The 6821-nt window shown below is 68.7% G+C and carries 9 protein-coding genes and 1 pseudogene; 2 read left to right on the forward strand and 8 right to left on the reverse strand.

The features are described 5' to 3' along the window. The first annotated feature begins 52 nt into the window (after positions 1–52). Both ABNT58_RS24085 and ABNT58_RS24090 read left to right on the forward strand, forming a co-directional pair. Complete coding sequence (locus ABNT58_RS24085; protein WP_348755931.1) at positions 53–658, forward strand: TIGR00645 family protein; 606 nt, start codon at positions 53–55, stop codon at positions 656–658. Positions 659–684: 26 nt separating this feature from the next. Continuing rightward, positions 685–1206, forward strand: a complete 522-nt coding sequence (locus ABNT58_RS24090) for a DUF2062 domain-containing protein (RefSeq protein ID WP_348755932.1) — start codon at positions 685–687, stop codon at positions 1204–1206. Here ABNT58_RS24090 and ABNT58_RS24095 read toward each other — a convergent pair. The 8 genes and pseudogenes from ABNT58_RS24095 to ABNT58_RS24130 form a co-directional block, all read right to left on the reverse strand. Continuing rightward, entirely contained in the window at positions 1194–3239 is a 2046-nt protein-coding gene (locus tag ABNT58_RS24095; RefSeq protein WP_348755933.1) for a TRAP transporter large permease subunit, read from the reverse strand. The two genes, ABNT58_RS24090 and ABNT58_RS24095, sit on opposite strands and share 13 nt — an antisense overlap. Continuing rightward, positions 3236–3859: a TRAP transporter small permease subunit gene (locus tag ABNT58_RS24100; protein WP_348755934.1), complete on the reverse strand. Its 624-nt coding sequence runs from the start codon at positions 3857–3859 to the stop codon at positions 3236–3238. Before ABNT58_RS24100 ends, ABNT58_RS24095 begins: the two co-directional genes overlap by 4 nt. A 19-nt stretch (positions 3860–3878) precedes the next feature. Beyond that, positions 3879–4925, reverse strand: a complete 1047-nt coding sequence (locus tag ABNT58_RS24105) for a TRAP transporter substrate-binding protein (RefSeq protein WP_348755939.1) — start codon at positions 4923–4925, stop codon at positions 3879–3881. Next, positions 4909–5091: pseudogene (locus tag ABNT58_RS24110) on the reverse strand (hypothetical protein); the annotation flags it as partial. The pseudogene ABNT58_RS24110 and the gene ABNT58_RS24105, both read right to left, overlap by 17 nt. Before the next feature lie 54 nt (positions 5092–5145). Continuing rightward, positions 5146–5499, reverse strand: coding sequence for a Na+/H+ antiporter subunit G (locus ABNT58_RS24115; RefSeq protein ID WP_348755935.1), 354 nt, complete (start codon positions 5497–5499; stop codon positions 5146–5148). 10 nt (positions 5500–5509) lie between these two features. Continuing rightward, positions 5510–5788, reverse strand: coding sequence for a K+/H+ antiporter subunit F (locus ABNT58_RS24120; RefSeq protein ID WP_348755936.1), 279 nt, complete (start codon positions 5786–5788; stop codon positions 5510–5512). Continuing rightward, complete coding sequence (locus ABNT58_RS24125; protein ID WP_348755937.1) at positions 5785–6288, reverse strand: Na+/H+ antiporter subunit E; 504 nt, start codon at positions 6286–6288, stop codon at positions 5785–5787. Before ABNT58_RS24125 ends, ABNT58_RS24120 begins: the two co-directional genes overlap by 4 nt. Further along, on the reverse strand, positions 6285–6821 hold a 537-nt coding region (locus tag ABNT58_RS24130), incomplete at its 5' end, for a proton-conducting transporter membrane subunit (protein WP_348755938.1). The genes ABNT58_RS24125 and ABNT58_RS24130, both read right to left, overlap by 4 nt.

Below are 6821 nucleotides of genomic sequence, written 5' to 3' on the forward strand. Positions count from 1 at the left end.
GCCGCATAAACTCGCGGCCTCGATTTCCAACTGCGACACCCCTCGTCACCCCATGGCCCAGCTGCCCGACCCGACCACCGTTCGCATGCGCCCGCTGCCGAACCTGATCTTTGCCAGCCGCTGGCTGCAGCTGCCGCTGTACCTGGGCCTGATCCTGGCGCAGTGCGTCTACGTCTTCCATTTCTGGGTCGAGCTGGTGCACCTGATCGAAGCCGTGTTCGGCAACGACGTGGCGCTGCAGAAGCTGATCTCCAGCATCGGCTACAAGACCGATGTGCCCGTGACCTCGCTGAACGAGACGGTGATCATGCTGGTGGTGCTGGCGCTGATCGACGTGGTGATGATCTCCAACCTGCTGATCATGGTGATCGTCGGCGGCTACGAAACCTTCGTCTCGCGCCTGCGGCTCGAAGGCCACCCCGACCAGCCCGAATGGCTGAACCACGTCAATGCCTCGGTGCTCAAGGTCAAGCTGGCCACCGCCATCATCGGCATCAGCTCGATCCACCTGCTCAAGACCTTCATCAATGCGGCCAACTACACCGACAAGGTGCTGATGTGGCAGACGCTGATCCACATCGCCTTCCTGTTCTCGGCGCTGGCCATCGCGGCGGCCGACCGGGTGATGGGCGGCGGCCACGGCGCCCGCGACCACTGACCGCCAGCGCCACAGGCCCCCACACCATGCGCTGGATTCCGAGCCGGGAAGACCTCCTGCAGTCCCGCTGGCTGTCGCCGGTGGCCCATCACCTGCAGGACGACCGCCTGTGGCACCTGGAACGCGGCTGCGTGGCGCGGGCGGTGGCCATTGGCCTGTTCTTCGGGCTGCTGCTGCCCTTTGCCCAGTTCTTCGCCGCGGCGCTGTTCGCGGTGTGGCTGCGCGCCCACCTGGGCGTGGCGGCGGGCGCCACCTTCATCACCAACCCGCTGACGTTTGCGCCGCTTTACTGGCTGGCGCACCGCATCGGCCAGGGCGTGCTGGGCGACGGCGACGACGAAGCCGCCGCCGATGCGGTGAGCCGCCACGTGGAAGCGGCGGCCGCGCACCAGGGCTGGCTGTCGGCCGCCTGGGACACGGTGCAGGACGCCGGCGCCCCGCTGATCGTGGGGCTGGCGGTGATGGCGGTCGTCGCCGCCATCGTGGGCTTTCTGGCGGTATGGCTGCTGTGGCGGCCTCGCAAGGAGCCGCAGGACTACCTGCCGTAAAGCACCTGCGGCAGCCAGAGGCCGATGCCCGGGAAGGCATACAGCAGCACGATGGCCACCACCTGGATGCCCATGAACGGAATCATCCCGGCAAAGATCTGGTTCAGCGTCACGTGCTTGGGCGCCACGCCCTTCAGGTAGAAGGCCGACATCGCCACCGGCGGGCTCAGGAAGGCGGTCTGCAGGTTCAACGCCACCAGCAGGCCGAAGAACAGCGGGTCGACGCCGAAGTTGTCCAGCAGCGGCACGAAGATGGGCATGAAGATCACGATGATCTCGGTCCACTCCAGCGGCCAGCCCAGCACGAAGATGATGACCTGGCTGAGCACCAGGAACTGGGTCTTGGTGAGGTTCATGCCCAGCACCCACTGCTCCACCAGCTCCTGCCCGCCCAGCAGCGCAAACGCGGCCGAGAAGATGGCCGAGCCGACGAACAGCCAGCACACCATGGCCGAGGTCTTGGCCGTGAGGAACACCGACTCCTTGACCACCGTGAGGTTGAGCCGCCCATAGGCCGCGGCCAGCACCGCGCCGCCGAAGGCGCCCACCGCCGCCGCCTCGGTGGGCGTGGCCAGGCCCAGCACGATGGAGCCCAGCACCGCCAGGATCAGCACCATCAGCGGGAAGAAGCTGGACAGCAGCATCTTGAAGATTTCCAGCCGCGTGAAGCTCAGCAGCGCATAGAACAGCAACACGCCGACCGCGGCGATGCCCATCGCAATCCAATAGCCGCGCGGGGCGGGTTGGCGTGTGGCGGCTTCGCCGGCAGCGCCGGGCGCAGGGCTGGCGGCGGCAGCCGTCAGGGGCTCGGCCAGGCCGCTGGTGGCGCCGGGCGGCTCGCTCACGGCGCCGCTGGCCTGCGGGGGCTCGGCCACACCGCCGGCAGCGCCCGGCGGCTCTGACAAGGCCCCTGCGGCCTGCGGCGGCTCCGCCAGCGCGCCCTCGGCCGGCGGCTCGGCCAGGCCCCCTTCGGCCGGTGGTTCGGCCAGGCCGCCTTCCGTCGGCGGCTCGGCCAGGCCGCTGCCTTCACGCTCGGCCCCACCCCCGCCCGCGCCCATCTCCTGCAGACCGCTGTCGGCCTCGGGTGCGGCCACGCGGGTGGCCAGCTCGTAGCCGCCGATGGCCACCGCCGCGAACAGCAGTGCCGGCGCCAGCGCAATCGCCAGCTGCCCCAGCAGGTAGCGGGTGGGCACCGCCGCATTGCGCCGGCCCTTGATGGCGCCCCACAGCGCCGGCAGCGCATGCCGGTGGCCTTGTGCGCCCACCGCCACCAGCGGCGCGGGCAGCGGCACCAGGCGCTGCGCGGCGGTGAGCGGCGGCGCCAGGCTGGGCTTGAGCTTGGCCAGCAGCACCACGTACACCACGTACAGCCCGGCCAGCATCACACCCGGCAGCAGTGCGCCGGCATACAGCTGCACCACCGACACACCGGCCGTGGCGCCGTAGACGATGAGCAGCACCGACGGCGGGATGAGGATGCCCAGGCAGCCGCCCGCGGTGATGGCGCCGGCCGACATCGGCACGCTGTAGCCGGCGCGCAGCATCTGCGGCAGCGCCAGCAGGCCCATCAGCGTGACCACGGCGCCCACGATGCCGGTGGCGGTGGCAAACACCGCGCAGGTCACCAGCGTGGCCACCGCCAGGCTGCCCGGCACGCGCGCCAAAGACAGGTGCAGGCTCTTGAACAGCTTTTCGATCAGGTTGGCCCGCTCGACCAGGTAGCCCATGAAGACGAACAGCGGGATCGAGATCAGCACGTCGTTCGACATGGTCTTGTAGGCCGACTGCACCATCAGGTCCAGCGTGCGCGTGGTGTTGCGCTCATAGGCCAGCCAGGTGAACAGCATGCCCATGCCCATCAGCGTGAACGCCGTGGGAAAGCCCAGCATGATGGCCACCACCACCAGCGCCAGCATCACCAGGCCGATGTGGCCGTTGGTGATCACCGGCACGCTGACCAGCATGCCGATGACCAGCAGCACGATGATGGCCATCAGGCTGAAGCCGAACCACAACTCCTTGCGCAGCTTCATGCACGGCCCCCGGTGCTGGCGGCACCTTCGCGGGCGGCGGCTTCCACGTCGGCATCGCTGACGTGCACCATCTCCTTGAGCTTGTCCACGTCCACCTCTTCCACGTCGTCTTCGCGCGCCGGCCAGCTGCCGCTGCGCAGGCAGATCACGCAGCGCGCGATGTCCACCAGACCTTGCAGCAGCAGCACCCCGCCCGCCACCGGGATGACGAACTTGAACGGGTACAGCGGCAGCGCATCGGCCGAGAAGGTCTGCTCACGGATGGCCAGCGATTCCTGCGCGTAGTGCCAGCCGGCCCAGGTGAGCGCCACCACGCCGGGCAGGAAGAACAGCACGTACAGCACCAGGTCGATGCTGGCCTGCGTGCGCGGCTTGAAAAAGCCATAGAGCACGTCGCCGCGCACATGGCCGTTCTTGCTCAGCGTGTAGGCGCCGGCGGTCATGAACAAGGTGCCGTACAGCATGATCTGCATGTCCAGCACCCAGGCATGCGGCTTGTTCAGCGCATAGCGCGAGAACACCTCCCAGGTGATCAGCAGCGTCAGCAGCACCACCGTCCACGCGAACAATTTGCCCACGAAGGTGGACAGGCGGTCCACCGCCCACAAGCTGTCTCGCATCACGACTGCGGCGCCCGGCTCAGGTCTTCTTGCCGCGGCCGAAGTAGTGGTTGAAGGCCATCTTGAAGTCGACCGAGTAGTCGTTCTGCCACTGGCCGGCACGCTGGGCGAAGGCGCGTTGCGAGTCGAGCACCTTCTTGAACATCGGGTTCTCGCTGGCCTTCTTTTCCACCGTCTTGTCCCACGAGGCCAGCTGCGCGCGCAGCACCGCATCGGGCGTCTTGTAGAACTTGATGCCCTGCTGCTTCAGCGCCTCGTAGTCCTTGCTGTAGCGCTCCACGGCCTTCCAACTCATGTCGGCGCTGGCGGCCTGCACCGCATAGTCGATCACCGACTTCAGCTCGGTCGGCAGCGCGTCCAGCTTGGTCTTGTTGAACAGGATCTCGAACTGCTCGCCGCTTTGGTGAAAGCTCTGCAGCATGCAGTTCTTGGCCACGTCCGGAAAGCCCAGCACCCGGTCGCTGCTGGCGTTGTTGAACTCGGCCGCGTCGATCAGCCCGCGGTCCAGCGCCGGCACGATCTCGCCGCCGGGCAGCGGATTCACCGCCGCGCCCATGTCGGTGAACACGTCCACCGCCAGGCCCACGGTGCGGAACTTCAGGCCCTTCATGTCCTCGACCTTGGCCACCGGCTTCTTGAACCAGCCCAGCGGCTGCGTGGGCATGGGGCCGTACAGGTACGAGACCACGTCCAGGTTCAGGCTCTTGTAGATCTCTTCGACCAGCGCCTTGCCGCCGCCGTAGTAGTGCCAGGCCAGCACCATGTTGGCGTCCATGCCGAAGCCCGGGCCCGAGCCCCACAGCGCCAGCGCCGAGTTCTTGCCGTACCAATAGGCGATGACGCCGTGGCCGCCGTCCAGCGTGCCCTTGCTCACCGCGTCCAGCAGCTGGAAGGCGGGCACCACCGAGCCGGCGGGCAGCACTTCGATCTTCAGCCGGCTGCCGGCCATGTCGTTCACCTTCTTGGCGAAGTCCTGGGCGAACTCATGGAAGATGTCCTTGGCCGGCCAGGTACTTTGAAAGCGCAGCGTGGTGGTCTGCGCCTGGCTGACGGCCGGTGCCGCCAGGGCCCCGACCGCCGCCCCACCGGCAGCAGCGTTCTTGAGAAAGCGCCGGCGGGGTGCAGCCCCCTGTGCCGGACCCGAGGACTTCTGGGCCATGGACTTGTCTCCTGCTTGTATCGGTGTTGACGACAGCAGGCGGACTATCGAATCTGACCGACGCGGTCAGCAACTGGGTGTAACCCGCGGCAGGGTTTGTGCCGCCGCGCAGCCCGGTGAGGAACTCTCAGCGCAGATCGAGCTCGTCGGGCAGCGGCGCGCTGCTGGCCAGCCGCAGGTGCAGCGCGGCCATGGCCATCATCTGTGCCGACACCGGCGCGGTGACGAAGATGAAGAGCGTGACCAGCAGCTCACGCAGCAGCCACTGGCCCTGCCCCGCATGCCACAGCATGCTGGCCAGCAGCAGCGCACCCAGGCCCAGCGTGCTGGCCTTGGTGGGCGCATGCAGCCGCATGTAGAAGTCTTCAAAGCGCAGCAGGCCGATGGCGCCCACCAGCAGAAACAGCCCGCCGATCAGCAGCAAGGCGGCCATGGCCGCCTGCAGCAGCGGATGGAGGTTGGCGACGGTGGCGGCATTCATGCGGCGTCCTTCACTCGATGACGTCGCCACGGGCGACGAAGCGCGACAGGGCCACGGTGCCCACGAAGCCCAGCAGCGCGATCAGCAGCGCCGCCTCGAACAGCAGGTCGCTGCCCAGCCGCAGGCCCAGCAGGATCACCAGCGCCACGGTGTTGACGTAAAGCGTGTCCACCGCCAGCACACGGTCGGTGAGCGTGGGGCCGCGCAGCAGCCGCCAAGCCGTCAGCACCATGGCCAGCAAAGCCAGTCCCAGGGCGGCGTCCAGCGCCCACAACAGCCAGTCGGTCATTCGAAGATCTCCCGCAGCGGCGCTTCGTAGCGCGACTTGATCTCGGCCACCAACGCGGCCGGGTCGGTGCAGTTGAGCGCATGCACCAGGATGGCCGGCGTCTCGCGGCCCGGCCGGGCCTGCTCGATCACGCACGACACCGTGCCCGGCGTGGTGGTGATGATGGCGGCCAGCAGCACCGTGCCGTTGGGGTGGCGGATGTCCAGCGGCACCCGCACCCAGGCAGGCTGCGGGCGCGATGCCGGGTTCAGCGCCAGCCAGGCCACGGCCAGGTTGGCCACCACGATGTCCCACAGCACCACGCCCAGCAGCTGCAGCGCACGGCCCCAGGCATGCAGGCGGGTGCCGGGGTTCAGGAAAGGCCCCGCCAGCCAGGGCAGGCCCAAGCCCAGGATCACGGCCCACAACAGCGTGGCCACCGTGACGCTGCCCTGCAGCAGCAGCCACACGGCGCCGGTGAGCAGCGACAGCACCGGATGGGCGAACCAGCGGCGCTTCATCGCACACCTCCTGCTGGCCTGGCACGGAAGGGCCGTACCGTCTGCGCCTGCGCATCGCCCAGCACCGCGCGCGCATAGGCGGCGCGGTCGGTCACCTGCTGCGCGGCTGCGTCCACGTAGCGCTTGATCGGCGAGGCCCACACCACCATGGCCAGCGTGGCGGCCACCAGCATGAACATCGGCGCCAGCAACCGCGGGCTGGCACCGGCGCTGCAGGCCGCGGCATCGGGCGCCTGCGGCCGCACCGCCCAGAAGAGGATGCTGCCGGCGCGCGCCAGGCCCACCAGGGTGAAGAAGCCCACGCCCAGCACCACCGCCCACACCCAGGGCGCGGCCGCGCCGTGGGCGGCCTGCAGGATCATCACCTTGCCCAAAAAGCCGGGCAGCGGCGGCAGGCCGGCCACCGAGGCACCGCCCAGCAACAGCAGCAGGCCCAGCAGCAGCGGCTGCGCCACCGGCGATGCAGGCTTGAGCGTGCCGCCGGCATCGCCCCGTTGCGCAGCCACCAGCTCGGCCAGCAGGAACAGCGCGGC

Source organism: uncultured Aquincola sp., assembly GCF_964001545.1.
Lineage (GTDB): Bacteria > Pseudomonadota > Gammaproteobacteria > Burkholderiales > Burkholderiaceae_C > Aquincola.

Excerpts from the sequence above, each read along its gene's own strand:
- ABNT58_RS24085 (WP_348755931.1), top strand. The coding sequence starts at position 53 with ATGGCCCAGCTGCCCGACCCGACCACCGTTCGCATGCGCCCGCTGCCG.
- ABNT58_RS24090 (WP_348755932.1), top strand. The coding sequence starts at position 685 with ATGCGCTGGATTCCGAGCCGGGAAGACCTCCTGCAGTCCCGCTGGCTG.
- ABNT58_RS24095 (WP_348755933.1), bottom strand. The coding sequence starts at position 3,239 with ATGAAGCTGCGCAAGGAGTTGTGGTTCGGCTTCAGCCTGATGGCCATC.
- ABNT58_RS24100 (WP_348755934.1), bottom strand. The coding sequence starts at position 3,859 with ATGCGAGACAGCTTGTGGGCGGTGGACCGCCTGTCCACCTTCGTGGGC.
- ABNT58_RS24115 (WP_348755935.1), bottom strand. The coding sequence starts at position 5,499 with ATGAATGCCGCCACCGTCGCCAACCTCCATCCGCTGCTGCAGGCGGCC.
- ABNT58_RS24120 (WP_348755936.1), bottom strand. The coding sequence starts at position 5,788 with ATGACCGACTGGCTGTTGTGGGCGCTGGACGCCGCCCTGGGACTGGCT.
- ABNT58_RS24125 (WP_348755937.1), bottom strand. The coding sequence starts at position 6,288 with ATGAAGCGCCGCTGGTTCGCCCATCCGGTGCTGTCGCTGCTCACCGGC.